15 protein-coding genes and 1 pseudogene are annotated in these 22636 nt (G+C 38.2%); 10 read left to right on the top strand and 6 right to left on the bottom strand.

Annotated elements, in window-relative coordinates:
• Window positions 1-137: IS3 family transposase (locus ACIQAA_RS26115; RefSeq protein ID WP_402625677.1), on the top strand; the 137-nt coding region annotated here is incomplete at its 5' end.
• A gap of 78 nt (window positions 138-215) precedes the next feature.
• Here the strand turns inward: ACIQAA_RS26115 and ACIQAA_RS26110 are convergent.
• Window positions 216-794, bottom strand: a complete 579-nt coding sequence (locus ACIQAA_RS26110; protein ID WP_402625669.1) for a M15 family metallopeptidase — start codon at window positions 792-794, stop codon at window positions 216-218.
• Between the two features lie 299 nt (window positions 795-1093).
• On the opposite strand from ACIQAA_RS26110, the gene ACIQAA_RS26105 reads away from it, so the two are divergent.
• From ACIQAA_RS26105 to ACIQAA_RS26095, 3 genes are all read left to right on the top strand, one after another.
• The gene (locus ACIQAA_RS26105; protein WP_402625667.1) at window positions 1094-1444 is read left to right on the top strand and encodes a hypothetical protein; all 351 of its coding nucleotides are present in this window, start codon (window positions 1094-1096) and stop codon (window positions 1442-1444) included.
• Window positions 1445-1578: 134 nt separating this feature from the next.
• The gene (locus ACIQAA_RS26100; RefSeq protein ID WP_402625665.1) at window positions 1579-2739 is read left to right on the top strand and encodes an RNA-guided endonuclease TnpB family protein; all 1161 of its coding nucleotides are present in this window, start codon (window positions 1579-1581) and stop codon (window positions 2737-2739) included.
• 201 nt (window positions 2740-2940) lie between these two features.
• Window positions 2941-3063 (top strand): C39 family peptidase, encoded by a 123-nt coding sequence (locus tag ACIQAA_RS26095; protein ID WP_402625663.1) that lies wholly within the window; start codon window positions 2941-2943, stop codon window positions 3061-3063.
• A gap of 171 nt (window positions 3064-3234) precedes the next feature.
• On the opposite strand, the gene ACIQAA_RS26090 is transcribed toward ACIQAA_RS26095, so the two are convergent.
• Window positions 3235-4434, bottom strand: coding sequence for a nitrate/nitrite transporter (locus tag ACIQAA_RS26090; protein ID WP_402625661.1), 1200 nt, complete (start codon window positions 4432-4434; stop codon window positions 3235-3237).
• Between the two features lie 656 nt (window positions 4435-5090).
• Between ACIQAA_RS26090 and nirB the strand changes: the two genes are divergently transcribed.
• Window positions 5091-7457: a nitrite reductase large subunit NirB gene (gene nirB, locus ACIQAA_RS26085; RefSeq protein WP_402625660.1), complete on the top strand. Its 2367-nt coding sequence runs from the start codon at window positions 5091-5093 to the stop codon at window positions 7455-7457.
• A gap of 41 nt (window positions 7458-7498) precedes the next feature.
• Complete coding sequence (nasC, locus tag ACIQAA_RS26080; protein WP_402625658.1) at window positions 7499-9649, top strand: assimilatory nitrate reductase catalytic subunit NasC; 2151 nt, start codon at window positions 7499-7501, stop codon at window positions 9647-9649.
• Between the two features lie 380 nt (window positions 9650-10029).
• On the opposite strand, the gene ACIQAA_RS26075 is transcribed toward nasC, so the two are convergent.
• From ACIQAA_RS26075 to ACIQAA_RS26060, 4 genes and pseudogenes are all read right to left on the bottom strand, one after another.
• Window positions 10030-11151 carry a GerAB/ArcD/ProY family transporter gene (locus tag ACIQAA_RS26075; protein WP_402625656.1) on the bottom strand — a complete coding sequence of 374 codons (1122 nt, stop codon included), beginning with the start codon at window positions 11149-11151 and terminating at the stop codon, window positions 10030-10032.
• A 16-nt stretch (window positions 11152-11167) separates the two neighbouring features.
• Window positions 11168-11401, bottom strand: a complete 234-nt coding sequence (locus ACIQAA_RS26070; protein ID WP_402625654.1) for a hypothetical protein — start codon at window positions 11399-11401, stop codon at window positions 11168-11170.
• Window positions 11402-11407: 6 nt separating this feature from the next.
• Window positions 11408-12601, bottom strand: a complete 1194-nt coding sequence (locus tag ACIQAA_RS26065) for a Ger(x)C family spore germination protein (RefSeq protein WP_402625652.1) — start codon at window positions 12599-12601, stop codon at window positions 11408-11410.
• 26 nt (window positions 12602-12627) lie between these two features.
• Window positions 12628-14316, bottom strand: a pseudogene (locus ACIQAA_RS26060) (spore germination protein).
• Between the two features lie 210 nt (window positions 14317-14526).
• Between ACIQAA_RS26060 and ACIQAA_RS26055 the strand changes: the two are divergent.
• From ACIQAA_RS26055 to ACIQAA_RS26040, 4 genes are read left to right on the top strand one after another with little or no spacing between them, the layout of a single operon-like run.
• Entirely contained in the window at window positions 14527-15597 is a 1071-nt protein-coding gene (locus ACIQAA_RS26055; protein WP_402625650.1) for a Wadjet anti-phage system protein JetD domain-containing protein, read from the top strand.
• The gene (locus tag ACIQAA_RS26050; RefSeq protein ID WP_402625648.1) at window positions 15588-17099 is read left to right on the top strand and encodes a hypothetical protein; all 1512 of its coding nucleotides are present in this window, start codon (window positions 15588-15590) and stop codon (window positions 17097-17099) included. The genes ACIQAA_RS26055 and ACIQAA_RS26050 overlap by 10 nt, the downstream gene beginning before the upstream one ends.
• Window positions 17099-17845 (top strand): DUF6063 family protein, encoded by a 747-nt coding sequence (locus ACIQAA_RS26045; protein ID WP_402625647.1) that lies wholly within the window; start codon window positions 17099-17101, stop codon window positions 17843-17845. The genes ACIQAA_RS26050 and ACIQAA_RS26045 overlap by 1 nt, the downstream gene beginning before the upstream one ends.
• Window positions 17823-22286 (top strand): hypothetical protein, encoded by a 4464-nt coding sequence (locus tag ACIQAA_RS26040; protein WP_402625645.1) that lies wholly within the window; start codon window positions 17823-17825, stop codon window positions 22284-22286. The genes ACIQAA_RS26045 and ACIQAA_RS26040 overlap by 23 nt, the downstream gene beginning before the upstream one ends.
• Window positions 22287-22636 lie beyond the last annotated feature (350 nt).

Genomic DNA, 22636 nt, shown 5'->3' with positions numbered 1-22636 from the left:
CTCTGTGCACATTTGAGGAGTTAAAAAAGAGAATTGAAGATTACATCGATTACTATAATAACAAGCGTATAAAGCAAAAATTGGAGGGCATGAGTACGATACAATACCGTATTCATACCCACCAATTGGCTGCTTAAAATAAAACTCTAACTTTCGGGGGTCACATCATTCTCCTTGCCCAAAAAGGCAGGGAGAACCGTCCCCTTTGTCCCTCTTCACTTGCTATCCGCCACGTTAGATGATTCATCAGGTCTTTGGCCATTCTTTAAATCGGCAATTGTCAGTCCAAAATCCATTTGGAAATGTGGATAATCTTTAAAATCTTTCCAATCTCCGCCCCACTCGAACCCTAGTGACTTAGCTATTTTCACCACCTCGGACCAATCGGACTTTCCATTTTGATTACGATCATATTGACGATCCCAAATAACGTCTCCTGAAGGAGTTTCAAGTGCGAAATCAATCGCGAGCCCATAATTATGATAGGATTCTCCACCTTTTGCATTCGTGACAATATTGCCCTCTGTCGTACGTCCTTGTTCATAAATGGTATTTTGTTCTTCTATACTGCGGAAACCGTCAGTAATTAACACGACAATTCCTATCTTTGCTGCTTGTTGGACTAATTGATCGCTACGTTCCTTTACGACGGGATGAAGTTCGGTCGGTAAGGGTACATCTTTTTTCTGTTCAATGCCTGTTGCTTTAGACGGTGTGGTTTCGTTGTCTTTTAATATGAAAATAGTACTAATCCCTAGAACAAGTAGGAAAAGTAACAATTTAATCCTTTTCATGGTGTATCTTCCTTTCGTGTTAAGAAGACTACTAAACTCTTTCTAAACCGAGCTTTCGTCCTCCTTCTATTTATCTACCAATCCCTATTATTGTTCAATATAAACCTTAAACAATTCTTAAACAGTATCTGTTACATAATAAACAACCATGGCCTTCTAGTAAAGGTTATCTATTAATTTTACCAAAACTAAATCGGGAAAGCCCCTGCTTTTAAGTATGGGGATGGACCGATTTTTTTATTGCTGATTTAGGAGTTTTTTGATAAAATGTATACGAACGTACGTTTGAAGTGTTAGATGTGAAAGTAGGTGTGGACATGGCGAAAGCAAAAGCTCCTTCATTTATCATTGATGTAGAAATAAAAGGTAAGAAAAGAGACTTTTTTCTGATCGAATCTGAATTGGAAATTAATCGAGTAATCTATAATACTTCGCTCGGCGAGTATTTGAAGAGAGAAAAACAAATGAAAAGGACAAAACGATATAAAAAATTAGTCCGTATTTCAAGAGCTATAAAGTCCAATCTAGCTAAAAATAGTAACAAAGAAAAGATGAAATTCTATCAAAATGAACAAAAAAGTCTCTCTGAAGCATTCAAAAAACTAAGAGAAGAATTTGGATTAACGGAATATTCCATGACGAATACATAAAACAAGTTCGAAATCACTTTAAGGGTAACATTAATTCAATCATTGCCCAAAAAACAGCTACAAGAGCTTGGAACACTTTCAAAAAGAAATTGTTTGGAAAAGCGAAAAAAGTAGCATTTGTAAAACGTGGAGATATGCATTCATTTGAAGGGAAAAACAACCAAACAGGTTGGAGATTCAAAGAGGGGAAAGTAATCTCAAATGATAGGGTATTTGCACTGAAGGTAAAAGAAATGGATATGTATCTAAAAGAAGCTTTTCATCTACTAACCTCCCAACAGATATTCCAATACAAGAACCAAGAAGGTGAAACTGTTTCAGAATTCTATAGGGTAAAATATGTTCGTATATTAAAACGAATCGTCCGAGGGAGTGTTCGCTACTATGCTCAACTGGTTTGTGCAGGGTATCCTCCGGTAAAAAGAGACAATAAAACAGGACTAGTGAAATATCATTTAGGAGAAGGTCCTGTTGGCATTGACATTGGGACATCCTCGATTGCCGTATCAAGTAAATCAAAGGTTCTGTTGAAAAATTTAGCTGAAAACATAAAAAAGGTTAAACATGTTCAACGAGAAATCAGGTTATTTAATAGAAAATTAAATCGATCGAAAAGAGCGACGAATCCACTGAACTACGATGAAGCTGGTCGTATAAGAAAGGGTAAAAAACAGTGGGGGTTTTCCAAGAACTATAAGAAGCTGAAAGCTCAATTGAAAGAGTTATATCGAAAATTGGCTTTATATCGTAAGTTTAGCCATCAATATGAAGTCAACCGAATGATCATTTTAGGTGATAAATTTTACATTGAAGAAATGAATTTTAAAGCTCTACAAAAGCGAGCTAAGAAGACAGAAGTTAGTGAAAAAACAGGTAAGTATAAAAAGAAAAAACGTTTCGGTAAAACCATATCCCATCGTTCTCCCGCATCCTTCGTAAGTATTCTTTCAAGAAAAGTCATAGCCGTAGGCGGGACTTTCATCAAAGTAAAAACATTCACTTTTAAAGCCAGTCAATATGATCACAAAGTAGACAAATGTAAAAAGAAAGATTTAAAAGAACGGTGGCATAAATTTGATGATGGAACTAGAGTCCAACGTGATTTATATTCTGCTTTTCTTTTAATGAATTCCAATTTGTTAGGATTGGAGTCTGATCGAACATCTTGTTTTAATACGTTTGATCAATTTTTTAAGTTTCACGAAAAAGAAATCGAGAAGATTGAAAAAGAAAATGAGGTAATCTTAAATTCTGGTATCGTATTGAAAGTAAAAAAGACAAGATGTGCAGCCTAACATTTCAGTTCTATGCGGTTTGATGTAGCCGAGTTCGAAAGAGCAATAGATGTAGTCGTGAATGGCAACAGAGGTTGCTTTGACTACGAATGTTCTAACAGAACTAGTTCCAGTTCCTGTTTCCTAAGCCGTTTTCTCATGAAGAAAAGTGTGTGTACGAATAGGAGAAGACTAGGAAGTTAGAACCCACTGCATTTATGCATGTGGAGCATCAGCTATAGAGAGCACAGTGTATTAGTAGTAGGGTATGACGAAAATAATGTATATATAAATGATCCATTAGCAGACCAACCATATAAAGCCGTTTCAAAAGATAGTTTTTGAAGATTCATGGATTCAAATGGGAAAGCAAGCTATTAGTTATCAGTAATATTGATAAGGTTGGCTTCGCGCGTTTGTTGCTCGGTAGTAATACTTTGGTAATAACAAAAAAGGCATAAGTTGGTTTGATTTCCAACTCATGCCTTTTTGGTTCCTTAATATGAACTTCCCATATTAAATGGATGCACGATTTGATTCCAGGTTTTTCCTCCAGGATATTTGAGCCATGACTAAGACGATAAGAGCACATAATCCCACACCTGCTAAAATGTAAAATCCGGCAGCATACGTTCCTGTCATTTGTTTAAGTGAACCCAGTATGTTAGGAACAAAAAATCCTCCCACGCCGCCAGCAGCTCCGACAATACCTGTAATTACACCAATTTCCTCTTGGAATCGCTGAGGAACCAATTGGAATACAGCACCATTACCCATTCCAAAACAAAGCATCCCAATAAACAATCCTGCAATAGCAATTGGCAGGGCAGGAAGCTGGCTTATGCTGAACATGGTAATTCCAACCCCAATAAATAAGAAAGTTAACAATCGAACTCCACCGATTTTATCTGCGATGTATCCGCCGACTGGTCGGAAAAAACTTCCGGCTGCGACACACAAGGTAACGAAGTCACCAGCACGTACCTTTGTTAACTGATATTGATCTACAAAAAATATACTTAAAAAGCTAGATAGCCCGACAAATCCCCCGAAGGTAACACTATAAAGCAGGCAGAAATATAAGGTGTCTTTTTGTTTAAAAACCTGAAAGTATTCTTTCATCGGTTTTGCTTTCGGCTGGGATGGAGCATCTTTGGCCATTGCAATATATAAAACCATAACAATGAGAAGAGGAATAAGGGCAAGTCCCATTACATTATGCCAGCCGATCGTTTCAGCCAAACGTGGTCCGAATAAAGTAGCCAATAGCGTACCGCTGTTCCCCGCACCTGCTATACCCATGGCCAATCCCTGTAAATGCGGCGGGTACCACCGGCTCGCCATTGGAATGGCTGCTGCAAAACTTGCACCTGCTACTCCAAGAAGAATTCCAATCAGGAAAAGTTCTGTAAGTGTTTGACCGTATAACCATCCCCATATGAGTGGAATGATTGTCACAGTCATCCCGCTGATAGCTGTTTTTTTAGGGCCAATTCGATCTGTTAAGAAACCGAGAATCAGTCGAAAAAATGAACCACTTAAGATAGGAACCGCTACAATTAAACCTCTCTCAGAAGGTGAGAGATTGAAATCGTTTGTGATATAAACCCCTAATGCCCCCAACATCACCCAAATCATAAAACTGATATCAAAGTATAGAAATGACGCCACTAATGATGGAGCATGGCCTGCCTTTTTTAAATCTGCTAGTTTCATCCTGTTTACTCCTCTCAAGTATTCTTTGTTTTGTTCTATCAGGAATTACCACCCGATATTTTTCGTTCCTTTTGAAAATAGGACTTTTGCTAATAAAAAGATAAATGAAACCAATCCAATATTTTTTTTCATTTTTCATACCTCCTAGTTTTTATAGTTTTAAGAATAATCTGATACCGGTAATTTGTCTCAATTGTTGTTAAGAAAGCTTACACATGTATTTTTTTCTACCATGAAAAATCGGTATAATGACAAGATTTATAGCGTGTTAAGAATAGGCTCTTTTCGTAAATTTGCTGCTAGTGTCACTGAAAATATTTAAGGAGCAATTGCAATGGTGATTTCGGACTGGGCTGGCACTAAAAAATGAATAGCTGTCCGAATGCCGGGTTCATTCAGACAGAGCAACCAGCAAAAAAGGGAAAGCTGTCTGAATACCTTTCTCATTCGGACAGAGCAGCCAGCAAAAAAGGAAAAGCTGTCCAGAATGCCAGTCTCATATGCGGAAGAAAAATAAATGAAGGAAATATCCTTTTAGCTATGAGAAAACTAGTATGTAAGGAAATATAACGTGATTCATTTTTTTATTTTGACTTTGTGTGATAATTGATGGCATTAAGTTTGATGTGAGATGAAATAACATCTGGAGGTTTAGAATGGGTAAAAAAAAGCTGGTATTGGTTGGAAACGGGATGGCTGGTGTCCGCTGTATAGAGGAAATTTTGAAGCTGGATCCTACAGGTTTTGAGATTACTATTTTTGGAAGTGAACTCCACGTCAATTATAATCGAATTCTTTTATCCTCCATTTTACAGGGGAGCACTTCTTTTGGAGATATTACGCTGCATGACCGTGATTGGTATGAACGTCATCATATTGATTTGTTTACCGGGGAGACAGTAATTGAAATTGATAAACATATACAGGTCGTCAAGACGGATCAAAACCGAATTGTTTCTTATGACCAACTGATTATTGCTACTGGCTCTGTTCCGTTTTCGCTTCCGATTCCAGGTGCTGATAAACAGGGAGTAGTTACTTTCAGAACAATTGAAGATTGTCAGAGAATGTTAGAGAGCTCTAAAAAGAATAAAAACGTAGTGGTGATTGGTGGAGGGGTGTTGGGATTAGAAGCCGCAAAGGGTCTTCTTAATCTCGGGATGACTGTGTATGTCGTTCATATTGGCAGTTATTTAATGGAGAGGCAGTTAGATGAAACAGCTGCGAGAATGCTGCAAAAAGAACTAGAAGGTCAAGGAATGAAGTTCCTATTAGAAAAAGAGACGAAGGAAATAGTTGGAGGTACTGTTGCGAAAGGTGTCCGTTTTCATGATGGGACAGAAGTTGAAGCCGATTTGGTTGTGATGGCTGCAGGTGTCAGGCCGAATGTGCAGCTCGCCAAGAAAACTGGAATTGAAACAAACCGTGCGATTCTAGTAAATGATTATATGGAGACGAGTGATCCAAACATTTTCGCTGTGGGAGAATGTGTCGAGCATCGAGGAATGGTATATGGCTTGGTACAGCCTCTCTATGAGCAAGGTAAAGCATTAGCAAAACGGATTTGTGGTATCGAAGGTCAAGGGTACGAAGGAAGTGTTCTTTCCACCCAACTGAAAATTTCAGGTGTAGACCTGTTTTCAGCAGGAATCATTCATGAAAAGGATTCTTCCAACCAATCGATAAAGATTTATGATGAGGTTGAGAGAGTTTATAAAAAAGTAGTTTTTCAGGATCATAAGATTATCGGCGCTGTGTTGTTTGGAGATACAAAAGAACGAAACATGCTGCTAGATATGATTCTCAAACAACAGGATGTTTCGGATTTAGAAAAGGTTTCACTTTTTCCACAGCTGAAGGACGCTGGATTATCTACTGCGTCCATTCCTGCAAGTAAAATCATTTGCAATTGTAATAGTGTGACGAAAGGGACTATTCTGGAGGCGATTCAAAGAGAAGGGTTAACGACTATTGAAGAGATAAAAAAATGTACAAATGCCTCAAGCTCCTGCGGAGGATGTAAACCACTGGTGGCCGACCTGTTGTCATATGTACAGAATCATGATGTTGAAGAAGCGATAGAAGAAAAGTCAGGTCTGTGTTCTTGTACCACATTAAACGATGATGAAGTGGTTCAGGAGGTGCAGAGGCAAGGATTAACATCTGTACAGGAAGTCATGGATGTCTTAGATTGGAAAAATAGCGAGGGTTGTTCTATTTGCCGTCCAGCGATTAACTATTATTTAGGAATGATTAATCCAGAATATGAGAGTAACCAACAAGCTCTTTTTGTAAACGAAAAAAGGAATGCAGTGATTCAATCCGATGGGACCTATACCATTATCCCACAAATGTATGGTGGTATCACAAATCCGGTGCATTTAAGAAAAATTGCTCAAGTAGCTGAAAAATATCATATAAATGATGTCGCAATCACGAGTGACCAAAGAATTCATTTACTTGGTGTTAAAAAAGAAGATTTGTCCGATGTATGGGCGGAATTGAACATGCCCTTAAGTTCGCCGCAAGCTAATGGTGTCCAAAACATTAAAACGTGTATTGGGGAACATATTTGTTCATGTGATAAAAAACCATCTATTGAGCTTGCAGTAAGCCTCGAAAAGCAATTAGAATTTCTCACTACCCCTTACCGGATCAAAATGGGGATATCCCCCTGCTTGCATAACGGTGCAGGTTCGACTACAAAAGATGTTGGCGTCATTGGAGTTGACCGTGGATGGGAAATATATATAGGCGGAAGCAGCGGGCGGCATGTTCGAGCGGGTGAGTTATTATGTGTTGCTGCAACCACTGAGGAAGCGATGGTATTAATCAGAGGTTTTGTTCAATATTATCGTGAGACAGCTAATTACCTGGAGCGTACATGGCAATGGGTAGAAAGAGTGGGATTAGTTCATGTAAGGGAAGTTTTATTTGATGAGGAACTTCGCCAGCAGCTGCTCGAGCATTTGGCGCAGGAAATTGTTTTACGCAAGAGTTTAGTAGAAAAAAGCGTCTTTTAATAAATTCATCATAAAAATATGCCAAAAAGGGGGATTGACTTTTGACTGAATTATTATTGAAGTATTTCCGCACAAAGCAGCAGGAAGTGAGGTCTGAAAAAAGATATGATACACAATGTCCATTTTGCAGTATGCAATGTAAAATGCAGCTGCTAGAACAATCCATTGTTACCAGGAAAAAATATGTAACGATTGGAAAAAACAACCCTACTTCTGAGGGCCGATTGTGTATGAAGGGAATGAATGCCCATCAACATAGCTTTCATAACGAACGGTTGAAATTTCCATTGCTTAAAAAAAATGGAGAATTTGTCCGTGCTAGCTGGGAAGAGGCATTGGAACATATTAAGAATAACTTTACTAGAATTCAAGAGAAAGATGGGCTAAATGCCTTAGCTGTTTATGGGAGTGCGTCCATTACAAATGAAGAAGCTTATTTACTTGGGAAATTTGCTCGGGTTGCCTTGAAAACGAGATATATTGATTATAATGGTCGATTATGCATGTCAGCAGCGGCGTCTGCAGCCTCTCAAACGTTTGGGGTCGACAGAGGATTTACAAATAGCCTGCAGGAAATTCCATTTACTCGATGTATTATCCTTGCGGGGACGAATATCGCAGAATGTCAGCCGACGATCATGCCATATTTTGAGAAAGCAAAAGAAAACGGTGCTTATATAATTGCGATTGATCCTCGCGAAACAGCGACAACGAAAATAGCGGACTTGCATTTAAAAATCAAACCTGGAACAGATGCAGCTTTAGCCAACGGTTTATTAAAGGTGATGATAGATGAAAATTATATCGAACATGCATTTATTAATGAACGGGTCAAAGGTTTTGAGGAAGTCCGACAACATTTATCATCTACGGATTTACAAGAAATTGAGGATATAACAGGTGTTCCAAAAGAGCAAATTCAAAAAGCAGCTCGTAAGTTTGGAAAAGAAGATACGGGGATGATTTTTACTGCAAGAGGGGTGGAACAGCATACGGACGGATCTATAGCCGTTCGTAATTTCTTAAATATTCTTATTTCAACAGGAAAAATTGGCAGGCAGAATTGTGGTTTTGGAGCGATTACAGGGCAGGGAAATGGTCAGGGGGCTAGGGAACACGGACAAAAAGCAGACCAACTGCCAGGATATCGGTCGATTGAAAATGAAGAACACCGCGCTTATATTGCGAGCGTTTGGGGCGTGGAAAAGGAGGAAATCCCTAGAAAAGGTGTTTCCGCGTTTGAGATGATGGAAAAAATCGATAACGGTGAGATTACGGGCATGTTTTTAATGTGCTCGAACCCAGTTGTTTCCAATCCGAACGCACAATTTGTAAAAAAAGCATTAAAAAAGTTAAAGTTTTTAGTTGCAGTAGATCTGTTTGTGTCAGAGACTGCGAGATTAGCAGATGTCATTTTACCAGCTTCCTCTTATTTAGAGGATGAAGGAACGATGACGAATGTGGAAGGAAGGGTGACATTAAGGGAAGCAAGTTATCCTTGTCCGGGTGAAGTGAAACATGATTGGCAAATTATCTGCGAGGTAGCTCGTGTTCTTGGAAAAGGAGAATACTTTAACTTTTCCTCTGCGGAAGAAATCTTTAATGAATTACGGGTGGCGAGCCGTGGAGGAAAAGCGGATTATTATGGCATCACCTATCATCGTCTGCGGAAGGAAGGAGGCATCCTTTGGCCGTGCCCTGACCTTGAGCATAAAGGGACAATACGTTTGTTTGAAACATCGTTTTCCCACTCTGATGGCAGAGCAGAGATGGTGGCAGTCCCAAACCGTCCAGACCCTGCTAAGGAACAGCTGAGCGAGGAGTATCCCCTCTATTTAACAACAGGAAGAGTGATGGCGCACTATTTAACAGGAGTACAAACGAGAAAAAGTCCGGCATTAGCAGCTAGAAATGTAGAATCCTTTGTAGAAATTCACCCGGTAACTGCTAAAAAATACGGTATTGAAGATTGTTCCTTAGTGAGGATAGAATCCAAAAGAGGTAGTATTGTTGTCAGGAGTATATGGTCGGAAACCATCCGTCAGGATACAGTATTTGTTCCTTTCCATTGGGCCGACTCGCAAAATGTGAATCTATTAGTTTCACAAGACCTAGATCCGGTATGCAAAATGCCAGGATTTAAGCTAAGTGCAGTAAAAGTAAGGTCTGTTATGGATTCATACGCTCATTAAATAGAAAATAATGAAAAGCTGACAAGGTGTTTTTTATCTACCTTTCAGCTTTTTATATTGTTTAAGTTAAAAAAAGATTGGAACTTTTTGGCCATGAAAAAACTAGTTCATCTGAATGGTAAAAATCCCACTTTCTGTATCGAAGGTGAGTTTTTTTACTTCAGTATTTTCTTTTTCATCATGACAATTACAGTGTTGAAAAATAGCTCAATTCCTCCAATCATTGCCTATCACTAACCATGCATCCTGTTTAGCTTCTAAACCTAATCCAACCACCACGGTATTCCGATTTCAAATAAAACGATTAATACAAAAAGTTGAATCGGTTGTATTTTGCTTTGGACCAAGGTATTAATCCCCCTTTTCGTTACAATTTGAACTTAGCCTGACGAATGGTTAGATACTTTGGCAGAAGCCCGTTTCATTCTTATTTTTCCAATAATTAATAAAAGTATTGGAAGAAAAAAACAAATCGTTAAGGAAAACGGAGTCAGCGTTTTAGCTATATAGTTATTAAGATGTACAACATTTGGAGTCATAAAAATAGAAAAGGGTAAGATTAAAAAAGCTGATGGAAAAATAAGGATCTTGTAATCTTTTAACCCAAATAATTGAGCAAGTCCAAGAGTGAGCCCATAGTAGCAAATTGTCACTTTGAAATATATGGTAAAGATCCATATGATCGCTACAATCACTTCAACCCGTTCTAAAAAATTTCCAATGCTTATTTTTTTCCCTAATACATAAGTAGGATAGGCTTGTCTTGAGGTAAAGTCAGCTCCCAGTACTAAAATACAGAATAGGACGAAAATGAATAAGATGATACCGCCAATGACTGTTCCTAAATAAAAGGCTTTTTTTGCTTCTGCTTTTTCGGTAACAAAAGGTGTTACCATTAGTAAAATGTGTAACTGTAAATAAGGCAGTCCCAATTGGCTATAGAATCCATTTATTATTGGTTTTATGCCTTCTCCGAAAATAGGCTGAAGGTTTTCTAATTTAATCAGTGGGATAAGAAATATGAATAACAGCGAAAGCAGTAAGAGGATCCATGGAAGAAAGATTACTGCTGTCCGGCAAATAACTTCTAATCCTAACCTGACTCCGATTATGCTTGTCAATAAAAACAAGATCATAATGACTTGAGAAGGGGTTTCAACCATTACTTGTGTTGTAAAAAAATCACCAATCCCCCTATACCCACCTGCAGTAATATGAAAAATGTAGAATAAATATAAAACCGAGGCTAGTTTTCCAAGCCATTTTCCTAATATTTTTTCATTCACTTCTACATAAGTCATGGAGGGATAAAGGGAAATTAAATGGTTATATATAAATATAAAAAGTAAGCTGATGAGAACCGTTAAGGCAGCAGCCAACCAGGCATCTTGTTTGGCTATTGTAGCAAGTAAAGCAGGGGCATGAAGTACAGCGGTTCCTACCGTAAAGGTAAATACGATAATACTAAATTCACCAGCATTAATTTTCCCTTCCTCAAGCATATTAATTGGACACCTCCTATGACAGAATCCGTTCGAAGTAAAAAGTTACCGGACTAAAAAATTTCGTTATCAAGTCTAACGGTGAAGGAATGGTAACGTCTTTGCTTAATAGAATAGCCAGGGTCATACCTGCTGAAAGCAATAGGAAATAAATAATCATTTCTCGCCGCCATTTTTTTTTCATTAGGGGCGGGATTTCGAAGAAAGTAATTATTGCCCCTGTCAATAAAATCCCAATAATAGCCAACATCGATCATTATTCCTCGATTTCCTTTTGAAATGATTCTGTAATGGTTCCTAAACGACGAATCTCCGCTTTTACGTTAACGGTTACTTCCAATTTTGCAAATTCTTGATCCCAGTTTTTTTCAAAACGTTTCCAAGCCTTAGGATCAGTCCGGTAGATTACATCCCCGAAACCAAAGATATCGCTTTGAAAATCCTCTTGGACCGTTTTAATTGCTGCTTCTATGTTTTCTTTAATCGTGTTTTGATAATTTTCATTCAATTCTTTGATTTTTTCAGGTTTCGATAAATCGATTTTGCATCCGACTTCACCAACATTTCCTTCTGTAGTGACATTGATAGAAATTTTCGGTTTCCCTTTCTCCATTTTCCCCTTGACGTTTGTTTTTGAACGAATGGTGGCAATCGTAATTTTTCCGTCTTCACAGGGGAAAGTAACCGCTGTAGTCTTTACTTTATCGGCAATATAATTAAAGCCTTTACTTTCCTCCTGATTTAACCATCCTATAAGTTTATCGCGTTTAAATACTCCAATAGAGTCAATTTTTAAGCCTGTTTTTGGTGAGACGTTTTGTACATTTGTGAAAGAGCTTCCAGATTCAGGGTTTCCGTAAATGTAAACGCCTGTTAATACAGGTTGTTTCCCTTTACTAACAATACTGGTTATTAATTCATCAATTGTAACGGCCATTGTCGGTGCCCATGCTTTTGCTGAAGTTTCCAAGGCGCTGGAAATTTTAACTGCTGGGTTTTTTTCAAGTGCCGTTTGGACATTCAGAATGTCGGAAGCTTTCGATCCTTTAGCCACAGTAAGAAAGAAATCAGAACGCATTTCATGATGGCGGGAAAGACTATCGAGGACCTTTCCGATTCCCTCTTTAGCCAATTCCTCTCCAAAAACAACTTCACGGAGATGGGCTACATAAACTCTTCTTGGTACATCCGTTGATAATCTTCTCATAGCTTCCATAATGGTATCTCCGGTTTTCATAAATCTTATCACTTCCGTTCGGCCGGTAGCAGTTTTACCGGCAATCTCAGCTGGATTTATAATTTGGACGGAAACCATGTATCCATCCTTTGTTTTATCAATTCCTATGGCAGTGACAATGGCAATCTCATTCAGCTCCTTTCTACTCCAGCAGGCAGTTAGAAGGCTAATTAGTAAAAGGACCATAATGAAAAAGCTTAGGATTTTTTTCATTTTACTACCCTCTCATGCTTCCGATATTAATTCGATTGTTTTGGAGAAGGTGTATCTTCTCTTTTTATGTTATTTTGACTGATCAAGCGAGGTCGTGAAGATAATGCCCAATGTGGCAGTCGAATAATGCCGTCTTTTTGATCTTTTAAAATAAATGGTGCAAAGGGAGCTAAATATGGAATCCCAAAGGAACGTAAACTGTTTAGATGGAGGACCATCACAATTAGACCTAAAATAATTCCAAATAATCCAAACGAAGCACCAAGTAACATAAATATAAACCGAAGAATTCGAACGGAAATAGACATATTAAAGTTCGGTGACACAAAGCTGCTAATGGCTGTTAAGGAAACGATGATGACCATAGAGGCAGAAATAATCCCCGCTTCCACGGCTGCTTGGCCAATAACTAATGCACCCACAATGGAAATAGAAGAACCTACTGCTCTAGGTAATCGTATCCCTGCTTCTCGTAGGACTTCAAACGTAATTTCCATCATTACCGCCTCGACAAGGGCTGGAAATGGAACACCCTCTCGCTGTGATGCCAAACTAATGAGCAATTGTGTAGGCAGCATTTCCTGATGAAACGTTGTAATGGCGATAAAGAGTGATGGAGTCAATAAGGCTAGGAAAAATGAAAAATACCGAAGAAATCGAATTAATGTTGCAATATCTGCCCGTTGATAATAATCCTCGCTAGCTTGGAGAAAATGCACAAAAAGTGCAGGTACGACCAGGACAAATGGTGTTCCGTCAACAAGAATCGCAATCCGTCCCTCTAAGATTGCACCTGATACAGCATCGGGACGTTCTGTATTATACACAGTTGGAAAAGGTGAGTAGGTTTTATCTTGGATCAGTTCTTCAATATAACCGCTTTCGAGAATTGCATCAATGCTGATTCGATTTAATCGGCTTTGAACCTCTGAGACCGTTTTATCATTGGCAATACCTTTTAAGTACATAATCGCCACATCTGTTTGAGTCTTCATCCCGATTTAGAGTGTTTCAATCCTTAGATTCGGGTCTTTTATTCTACGACGTATTAATGCAGTATTTTTCCGGATCGTTTCTGTAAATCCATCCTTTGGTCCTCTAACAACAGTCTGTGAGGAAGGCTCCTGTACACCGCGTTCAGCCCACTGTCTTAAACCGATGGAAATGGCCTTTGAACAACCATCTAATAATAGGATTGAATCTCCTGATAACAATTGAAGAAAAAGTTTCTGAAAATCACTAATATCCATTATTCCGGAAACAGGAAGAGAGTGGTTTTTGATTAAATTGAGCAGGCAGGATGAATCAATAATCATTGAGTCTAGCTCTGCATTTCGTATTTCAAACATTAGGGTGTTTAAAACAAAATCTTGAAGCTCTTCTGAATTCGTTAATCCATCTGTGAAAATAACGCCAATTTTAATTTCGCCCTTCTGACCAGATTCAAACTCCCTTATGATAATATCTGAGCTATTTCCAAGTGTTTTTTTAATATAGTCAATATTCGTCTTAAGGTCTGAGGAAAGAAGAATGGTTTCTTGGGTTTGTGAAGATCGGTTTTGATTTAGAACAGAATCCTGATCTTGCGATTGTTCTTGTTTTTTCTCTTCGCTTTGAGAGTCTATTTGACCCAGCTTTTTTAATTGTTTTTTTAATTTGTCTTCATGTTTATCTTGTACAAATTTTTTTAAAGGGATAGGAGTACGAGTTTTCATTTCCATCCTCCTCAAGACCAATGTTTATATTCATATCCTTTCACAATAAATGGTAATATATCCATCCTTTTAAGTTTGTTCATTTGCAGCCGACCATTTTAGTAAGAAAAATCCATTTACCAACGATAACACAACTAGGTTATAATATAAGGATGTCCAAAATGGAGGTAGGAGTCTATTCCTCTGAACTATGAAGATATAAGTAGGTGAATGATCATCGACATCATTGAAACACGGGTGAGAGGTTTTATTGCTGATATTCAACACCCCAAACAAAAAAAGAAGATTAATAGTAATGATTTAGAAATACAGCTGCGCAGGCTTTTGGACGATTATTTTGAAATGGACGGGTATACATTGTTTTACTCTGCCATTGAAACCTTGCAAGCTGAGGGAATTCTTATTCCTATCCAAAATAATCAATATAATGGCAGAACACCGGCGCTGCCCCTTTATTACTGGGTTAATATAAAAGTTCAAAGTACCAAATGGGATCGTCTGGCGATGATGAAATTAAGTGATCAGTTTGATTTTTCCTTTTATGAACGCCATCCCGAATGGCAAACAAGAGAGGAATGGAATCGAATCCACAATTTATATTCTTTTCTCCAATCTAGTCAGGAACGGGAAATCGTGTCGGTCGAAGAAAGAAGTTTGGAGCTCTTTGGCCATGAAAAATTTTTACTAGACGGTGATAGTTTTCCTGAAGGGAAAGGTTTTTTAGCTAGAATAGGAGTATCAGAAGAGCAGCTGAAGATGGTGAACTACGGGGAGCCATTTGTATTTTGGATGAAACAGGGGAAAGAAATAAAGGATATTCAGCGGGTACTGATTGTCGAGAATCTATCTTTCTTTCATACATCTATTAAGCTATTGGAAGCTAATCAACTAGATTATGAACCAGAACTGATTATATATGGAGAAGGAACAAAAATCGAACGGAGCTTTTCTTTTTTCTTCCGTATGTTTCCAGCTGACAACTATCTTTTCTATTACGCAGGAGATCTTGACGCTGCGGGATACGGTATTATTAGCAGGCTAATAGAAAAATACCCTGAATGCTGTATTCAGCCAGCCTTAAGGATTTATCGCAAAATGCTAGAATGTCTAGAACAAAGGAATGACCAAAAGCAAGGACAAACACAAAATCTCAAATACCGTGATGCCTTCTTTCAGTGGTTTACCGAAGAGGAGCAAAACCTACTATTGCAATTATGGCAGGAAAATAAACGGATCCCGCAGGAAGTCTTAACAATTGAAACATGGAGGAGATGGATGTGAACGAATCATGGGAAGGTTTCGCCCAGAGAATGCAGCGATTAAATCCACTGTTTGAGCTTGGCAGGGGAATGGAAGTAGGGGAACTGAAACCTCATATCCAAACCATTCTCATGCAAGTGCTCCTCACCATCTTTTATCGAGAATTAAATGATGATGATCATCGCAGCAAGTCAGATATCAAGTATATGGTGGAAGATTCTATTAAACAAATGAAGCTTTTAGCTGATGATAAACAAATTGAGCGAATTACAACCGGACTATTATATCAGGGAAAAGAAGAGTATAGTAAACCATTCGAAGCTTTATATTACGATGAAATACGACAATCCTGGGAGACACAAGTCTTTCGATATGTGACCATGGATGAATTATATACGAATTTAGAGATGGGCGGATCGATTGTTTATAAACTGACGGATATCGCTCAAGAAATGATTTTTATGAGCAGGGAAATGGCTGAAGAATTTTCTATTACGATTGAACAACTCTATAGTATGCAGCTGATTAAAAACGGTAATTTTAGAAAAGCTACTCGAAACCTCGATCACCTCATTTCACGCGTAAACCGCTTAATGGCAAATGAATTCTCTTTCCAAAAGGAAATGATCAACAATCCCAAAATCTTATTGATCGAAGAAGAATGGCAAAGGGCCGACAATCGTGTTGAAATTGAAAAGCAATTTGAAGAAGAGAAAAATCACTTCCGTACGATTACTAGTATGATAGAGAAGACAAAACGTAGAAATGAAGAAGATGATTATATTCAGAAAGAATTGATTCTTCTCCAGGAAAAAATTGGCCATACAAGACAATTGCATGACCGGTTTGCAAAGTTAGTGATTCAAAATATTTCCTATGAGATGAAATTAAAAGCAGAAAACCCTTCATTGTTTTGGGAAAACAGTCTTGTTTCATTTCGAGAGCATTTTTATGAAAATTGGCTCATGAAGGAAGGCGTTCATCGTTTCACCGTCATAGAACAGGTGCTTTCTCCCTTATTCTCACCGAAGAATGAATTTATCTTGCCGCTTGATTGGATTTGGGGTGAACAAGAACTCAATGAAAAACAAGTAACCGACTCGATCATTGAAGAAGAGCCAGAAGAAAGTATTACTCGACTGCGGGTAACCAACTGGGATTCTGTTATTAAAGCATGGAGTTATGTGTTTCAGTTTTTACAAACAAACGGTGAATTTTCATTAACGGATTTAAAAGAGCTGCCATTAGAAGTGCAGGATTTATGGTTCGAAGAATCTGAAACAATCGATTTGTGGATGATGTTCGATAAAAAGCCGCTGAAGGTCCAAGTGCTCCATCGAAAGGAAGAAACCTTAAGCGATGAGAGGGAAATTCTTCTTTATAAATTAATGAAGGAGTACCCACAATTTGAAATGTTTGAAGGTTTAAAGATCTATACCATGTTCGATCATCGGGCAGAGCCATTCCTATGGTATCAAATGAAAATCACCCCTTTTAAAATTTGTGTAGAGGAGAATAAGTGATGAATGCAGAAACAATCAAAAAAGCATCAGCTGTCTATTTTACTCTATTAAAAGAAAAAGTAATCGACGAAAATAGTGAACACTTCCAGACTTATTTTGATCCGGAAGTAAGACAGACGGTACTTTTATTAGCAGACGAATCCGGTACATATATCATTGAAGCACCTAAACGCATCCATTTAGTGGTTCAGCCAACTGGTTCGGTATTTGCAACGAATTTTACCCATTTGAAAGATAAGCATAAGCAAGTTGAAACGAAAAAGCATTTCCATCTTATTAGCATCGTCATTATGTCTTTTTTAGCAGCCATCGACCGGAACCAGGCAGCAAAAATCCGTACGAAGCGGGAAGGAATAAGCTACTATGCATTAGAACGCCAAGTTAATGATCTAATCATTAAATGGGAGAGCATACTCAAAAATCAACCAGCCTTCGGAGAAGAAGAACGAATTGATATGAGGGAGGTTGTGACCACATGGAAATACATGGAGGTCGATAGTGACGATTTTGGGTTAAAAAAAGGCAATAGACGAACTAGAATCGGTTTAATTGCTGGCGCTATGCGCTTATTAGAGAGTGAGGGGCTTATCGTCATTTTGGATCGAGACGATATAGCGAAGGTCATACCGAAACAAGAGCTTTTTGAGCGGATTGAATACTTGTATCACGATTATGACCGTTATGAACTTTTTAAAAAGTTAATGACAGCTGAGGAGGATGAGCATGCCGAAAATCCATCGAATTAGAATAGTCGGCCTGAAGTATGATGGCATGCAAAAGCAATATAAAGATACCACGTTTAATTTCCATAATGATGAGACATCAACAAATGGTCTGATTGCGATGATGAATGGCGGAGGAAAAGGTGTGTTCCTTCAGACCATTTTCCAAATACTTAAACCTGGAACTTCGTGGGGAAAACAGAACAATCGTTATTATCAGCAGTTCTTTTTTAATAATAAAGAACAGTTTATTCCCTATACCTTTCATGTTCTCATTCAGTGGGAATTGGACGGAGCGGACTGCCGCCATTTGATAACTGGAGGAATGTTTTCAGCCGAGCAGCGGATTTCGATGAGTGAAGAAAACGAAAATAAAACATTGGAACAAGAAGCTAAGATTCTCCCTAATATCACATTCTATACAAGAGAATTTGAACGGAAGGAAGAGGCAGCGCTTGAGCATATTCCGCTTTATGAAAATGGTGAGGCTGCTGATACCGAAAGCTTGAAGGACTATTTAAAATGGAATGGATATGACGTTTACCGAGATACGAAGAAGCACTACCGCATCCTTGATACTTACGGCATTAACCGTAAAGACTGGGATATTATGAAGGATATTAATAAGGATGAAGGCGGTGTTGGGAAATACTTCGAGGGAGCTGAGGATGATCATTCTCTGTTCCAAAAACGAATTATTCCTACTGTGAGTCAGGTTTTACATCGAACTGAACATCAAAAGAACGATCTAGTAGAGATATTTAAGAGTCAAGCTAGTATCGCAAAGGACCTGCCTGTACTCTTGAAAAGAGAGCAAGCCCATAAAGAGTTTTTAGAAGACATTGTCCCATTTGAAGAGCACTTAGCTAAAGGGGTAGAACATAAAGAAATTGTGCAGACAAGTATCCAGACAGGCAGGCAGCTTCTTGGTGCGTTAGAGCATTTAAAGCAAACAGAAGAGGAAGGTTTGCTTGCTTTACAGAAAGATATCGAAAAACTAATCATAAAGCAGGCCGATTTACGTTATCAAAAAGATAATTTAGAGTTTGCGAAAGCTCACAGAGAAGTCATGGATTGGGAAAAGAAATTATTGGAAGAAAAGGAAAAACATACTTCCCTGCAAGGTATTGTCAAAGAGAAACTGGAACGAAAAGAACAACTTGCCTTTCAAGCTTTATTAAAAGAATGGAATGAAAACGAGCAAAGTATTCGCTCACTTTCTCAGCAGATTGCAACGTTGGAACAGAATAGCGGTTTAGAGCAAGTGAACCAAAGAATGGATGAAATTAAACAAGAAGCGAGATCGCAATGGGAGGAATCCTATTTATCCATACAAGAAGGCATAAAACAGTATCTAGGGTATCAGAAGTTTTTAACTAAAAAAGCAAAGGAACTGTCGCAGCAAGATAAACAGAAGACAAAAGACATTGCGCAGCTTAGTACTGAAATTGATTTTCTATATACCCAAATGCATAACTTTGATTCAAAGGAAGCAGCACTCATCCAAGAATTTGGCGACCGCTTAACCTATGACTTACAGGGCTTGACCGGGAGTTTCTTGAAACAAATTGAGGACAAAAAAGCAACATTAGGTGATCTGCAAACAAAAGATAAGGAATCGAATGAAAAGCAAAATCAACTTGCTACTTCACACGGCACCCTCGTCCAATCGATTCAGTTTTCAGAAGAAAAACTTGAGGATTTAAACCTAGCAAATGAAAAGCAAAAAGAGAAAGAAGCAAAGCTATTAGATAAGCTTCATGGTTTATTAGATGATGTCACAGCGCCATTTACTCACTCTCTCTTATCGAAGTATTCAATACAAATAGAAGAACTACTGAGCAATAACCGCCAACAAGCGGAACAAATGAAAAAAGAACTTTGGGAAACACAACTCGATCATTCCTTAAACGATGAGCCATTTTGGATTGCCAATAAAGATGTGAAGGAATTAAAGGAATGGATTGATGAGAAGACTGGTATTGATGTCTTTTATGGTACTCAATTTCTGCAATCATTAAGTCCCGAAGAACTAGCGAATACCCTTATCACCTATCCGCTCCTTCCATACGGTTTGGTGGTAAGCGGGCAGCAATGGCAAAAAATTAACCAGCAGGTTCTTTCAGGAAGGATGTTTAAAAGTCCTGTTCCGATATTTTTGCGTGAAGAAATGAACAATGAACAGCACCAGCCATCCTTTGTCATCATTAACGGAAAAGAGAAAGAGCTTTTAACCGATAAAAATCAGTTCACCAGCTGGAAAATAAAGATTGCTAAACAAATAGATGACAAGAAAGATACTCTATCTGAAATTGAAAAAACCGAAACTTCCCTGCGTCGTATTTTGAAAGAAATCGATCGTTTTTCATCCAGTGAGCTTTCTAGCGATATCGAAAAGGCTATTATTCAGGAACAAAATACTCTACTTTCTCTGAAAACGAAACTACAGGAGATTAAGACACAAGAAGAGAAAGAAAGAGAATTACAGCTTGCGCTAAAAGAACAGCTAGAAAAGACAAAAGGAAAGATTGAAAAGCTTACAAGAAATGTAGAGACATTAGAGGATTTTGATCAAGAAAAAACGCTGCATCAAGAAAACAAACGGGTGAAACTCGAAAAAGAAAAACATAAGGAAGCCTTAGATTCTCAGCAGCAAGAAATAGGCAAAGAGCACCAGCATACCGTTGACCTGCAAAACCAATGGAATCAAACATACTTAGAATGGAAACTTACAACCGAACAAAATATTAAGGAGATTGCTTTCTTTATTGAAGAAGCTGTTTTTCCTGCAGAACAAAAAGCGGATCAAAGTGAAGAGGTTCCTCGTTTATCACCACATTTATTACAAGAGATAAACGGAAGCATCGAAGAGCTTAAACAGCTGCAAAAATCAAAGGAAGAACAAGCAAGAGAATTACTCGTTCTTCAAGCAAGAAAAGAAACGGAACAAAAGCAGCAGAAGAAATTGGAGAAAAAACTTCATGCCCATGATGAGGAATGGAAAAATGCAGCTGAACCTGAGGAACCAATCAGTATATTAGAAAACATGCTGCAAAATGCTCAGAAGGAAGCGAAGACAGCAGAAAAAGAAGAACGTGAACAAGGAACGGCGGTAACCGTTGCGGAAACGTCCTTAAAGCACGCAATTGAACAGCGTGAAAAATTAGGAAAAAAAGTTGAAAAGCATGAAAAACAGCCAGAGGCCTGGGAAGACCTTGACTTAGAAGTAAAAGAGGTAGAAATAAAAGACCAAACGAAAGTAACGAAAGAGGATGTAAAAAAGGCTGAGAAGGTTCAAAAAGAAACAGAAACAAATATTGCGGGTTATGAAGGAGATTTATTAACCTTATCCGTAATTCTTAAAGAGGAAGCCGCCGTATTTACGAATGATGATGTAGAAAAAATTAAGAGTCAAGGAAAAGCATGCATTTTGTCCTGGTGTGAAGAACATCAGGCGATTCAAGAAGAAGGTCAAGAAAAGCATGCGAAAATTGACCAATCATTGCGCAATTTAAAGCTTACGATTGAAGGAAAAGATTGGGAGATTCGATTTAAAAATGAAGTATTAACAACGCTTGACCATTTGGATACAAGGCATTATGCGCATATCCAAAGCATTGTTAAAAATATGAAGCGTTTTTCACAAAGCGGATTGGAACAATTAGAACGCGATAAAGAAAGGGCAGAGAAGGCGCAAAACTTCTGGGCCAGCCGTGCCAGCATGAAAGTAATGAGCATTTCAGAGGCGATTCGGTCGATGGTGGCGAAAATGAAGCTGAAAAATGAACGAGGATCCTTTCCGCTCGTCCAGCTCAAAGAAGACATTTTACCTAAAAAGCCTGAAGATATCGAACCACTGCTGAAGCAGCATTTTGTTTCTGCGATTAACAAAATCACGAAACAATTTGATATGATTGACGATCAAAACCGGGCCTTAGATGAAGAAATTAAACAGCTGATCAGTGATGAGCAAATATTATTTGTGTCACTTCGAAATCGTTATCCTGAACTGCTCGTCTATAACATGAGAACGGATAACGCCTTTATGTACGGGAAGCCGCAAAGAGAGCATTATTCCACCTGGCAGACAATTAATCAAGGTTCGAAGACGAAATCGGACGGCAGTGGTGGGCAGAAGTTATCAGCGCGAATGGTAATGATGATGATGTTATTATCGGTAAAAAGTGAAACCGATCAAAGCTGGGTTCCGCTAGTCTGTGATAATCCATTCGGACAAGCGGCATCGGCACACGTCCTTGACCCAATCTTCGCCGTTGCCGAAAAACTAAAGTTCCAATTTATCGTCGTCACACCGCCTGAGCTGGTGAAAACAGAAATCAGCCAAAGATTTGATGCTTATTATAAATTGGACTTCATTCGTGAAAAGGGAAAAGAAATTGTTTCCGACACGATTGTTCCAGCCTTTCGGATTTACCAGGGAGAGGAAGCTGCTCAGGTAAAATAACACAATGTTAAATCGAGAGAACTAAACGAAAAAATCTCACTTTCTGTATGGAAGGTGGGATTTTTTTGTCTCAGAGGCACCTAAGATTGCCAAGTAAGTGACGTGTGACGTGCACATTTTGAATGGAATGATAGTTTGTAAGTTTTTTATGAAAATAATATTAAGAAAAACAGGAGAAAAAGGCTATTAAAAATCGATAGAATTTACCGTTGATTGGAAGAAATCCGAATGATTGTTGTAATTTTAATCCCTATCTAAATTGAAAGGCCTATTATATATGAACCATCTTTTGTACACCATACTATTTTTCTATTTACAATCTTCATAATCTTTTAATAAATCCTAGTTAT

The sequence above is a fragment of the Neobacillus sp. NPDC093182 genome, assembly GCF_044754045.1.
The sequence above is the reverse complement of the archived record's forward strand: the minus strand, read 5'-3'. Positions and strand labels throughout refer to the sequence as shown.